We start from the raw sequence: 2,032 nt of genomic DNA on the forward strand, positions 1-2,032 counted from the left end.
AGCGACCAGCGCTGCGGGAGGCGGTCGTGGGCGGTGGGGACCTCGAGGAACGCGGCTCCGGTGGCGTCGTCGTCGAGGCTCTCGAGGATCGCGGCGATGGCGGGGACGGCCGTCTCGTCGCCGGCGAGGAGGAGGGAGGTGGCGGCGCCGGGGTGGAACTCGACTCCGCCGCCGGGGAGGTCGGAGCGCGTGTCGGGCGCGATGATGACGATCTGGTCGCCGGCGCGGGCGCTCTCGACCCAGGCGGAGGCCGGTCCGGTGTCGCCGTGGGCGGCGAAGTCGATGTCGACCTCGGCGTCCTCGGGGCGGACGGCGCGGATGGTGTAGGTGCGGAGCGGGTTCCGGAGCTCGTCGGGGAGCTGTCGCCAGCGGCCGTACCAGTCGGGGTCGAGTCCGTCGGGTCCGTCGGGGTCCGAGACGGAGGCGAGGAAGGCGGGGGCGTCGGAGGCGGCGGTGGGGACGACGAGCTTGATGCGCTGGTCGGGGCCGGTGCAGCCGACGTGGTCGAGGCCGGTGCCGGTGAGGGTCACGCGGATGAAGTGCGGGGCGATCCGGGTCGCTGCGGCGACGGTCGCGAGGTACGGCCGGTAGGCCGGTCGGGCGGGGGCGGCGGTCGTCGGGGGCATCGCCTCAGTCTCGCACAGAAGGTAAGCCTTGCCTAACACTCAGCCGGGACGCCCGGCGGACGGTCAGCGCGCGGCGTGCTCGGCGGAGGTGCGCAGGCGCGCCTCCACGTCGGCGGCGAGCTCGGCGACGACGGGGCCGGCCCCGCCGATCCAGGCGCAGAAGTCGTGGCGGCCGTCGGCCCACGGGTAGTCGCCGTCGACGACCGACATCTCGCCGACCCAGGCCCGGACCGCGCGGTCGAGCGCGACTCCGCGGGAGCAGCGCTCACCGGTGCCGGGGGCGCCCGAGCGCTCGGAGCGGCCGAGCCAGGTGACGCAGACCCGTCCGGGGGCGGCGAGCGGCGGCAGTCCGCGCGCGTCGTCGACCTCGACGAAGACCTGGCCGCGGGCGTTCGCGGGGAGGGCGTCGAGGATGCTCTGGATCCACGGCACGACGGTCTCGTCGCCCGCGATCAGGAACTGCTTCACGTCGACTGGCGCGGAGCCGTCGCGGTCCTCGAACATGCACATCGTGTTCGAGTATAGGCAAGGCTTACCTCAGTGACCAGAGCCGGACCCTGACCATCCGCCGTGCGGCCGCGCCCGGCCCCGTCACGACTGCGGCCTGCCCCGTCACCACTGCGGCGGGTGCCGCCTCTGCCAGCGCGCCCGCCGCTCGAGCTGCGCGCCGATCGCCAGCAGTGTCGCCTCGCCGCCGGGTCGCCCGATCAGCTGGACTCCCATCGGCAGGCCCTCCTCCGTGGTGCTCAGCGGAAGGGTGATCGCGGGGAGGCCGCTCACGTTCACGAAGGACGTGTACGGCGTGTAGAGGCACTGCTGCTCGAAATTGCGCTCGGGATCCTCGAGGTCGTACCAGCCGACGGGGCGCGGCGTCATCGCCAGCGACGGCGTCAGGACCGCGTCGACGCCGGAGAACGCCGCGATCACCGCGCGCTCGTAGCCCGAGAGCCAGGACGCCGCCTCGACGATCTCGCGGGCGGAGCGCCGGCGTCCCTCCTCCACCAGCCAGCGGGTCAGCGGCTCCAGCAGATCGAGGTCCGCGCCCTCGACGGGCAGGGTCGCCGCGCCGCTCTGCCACAGCGTCCGGAACGCGGCGGGGTACGCGGCGCTCGGGGGCAGCAACGCCTCCTCGAGCCCGTGGCCGAGCGCGGCCAGCGCGGCGATCCCCTCGTCCAGCGCGGCGCGCGCCTCCGGAGCGAGAGCGATCTCGTACTCCTCGTCCCAGGGCGAGTCCGTGAGCACGCCGATCTGGAAGCGCCCCTCTCCGCGCACCGCGGCGCCGAGGAACGAGCCGTCGCCGTCACCGGGCGCGCCGAGCGACCAGCGCTGCGGGAGGCGGCCGTTCGTCCGCTCCAGCATGCCCTCGAGCAGGAGGCCCGCGTCGGCGACCGAGCGGGTGATCGGCC

3 protein-coding genes are annotated in these 2,032 nt (G+C 74.8%); all 3 read right to left on the reverse strand.

The window, feature by feature from the left end; genetic code table 11:
* On the reverse strand, positions 1-626 hold a 626-nt coding region (locus tag C5B98_RS16490; protein ID WP_146076992.1), incomplete at its 3' end, for a siderophore-interacting protein.
* Positions 627-689: 63 nt separating this feature from the next.
* On the reverse strand, positions 690-1,136 hold the full coding sequence (locus C5B98_RS16495) for an SIP domain-containing protein (RefSeq protein ID WP_104227425.1): 447 nt from the start codon (positions 1,134-1,136) through the stop codon (positions 690-692).
* Between the two features lie 102 nt (positions 1,137-1,238).
* A partial coding sequence (locus tag C5B98_RS16500) for an amidase (protein WP_146076993.1) occupies positions 1,239-2,032 on the reverse strand: 794 nt, incomplete at its 5' end.

It is taken from the genome of Rathayibacter sp. AY1A5 (genome assembly GCF_002930875.1).
Taxonomy (GTDB): domain Bacteria; phylum Actinomycetota; class Actinomycetes; order Actinomycetales; family Microbacteriaceae; genus Rathayibacter.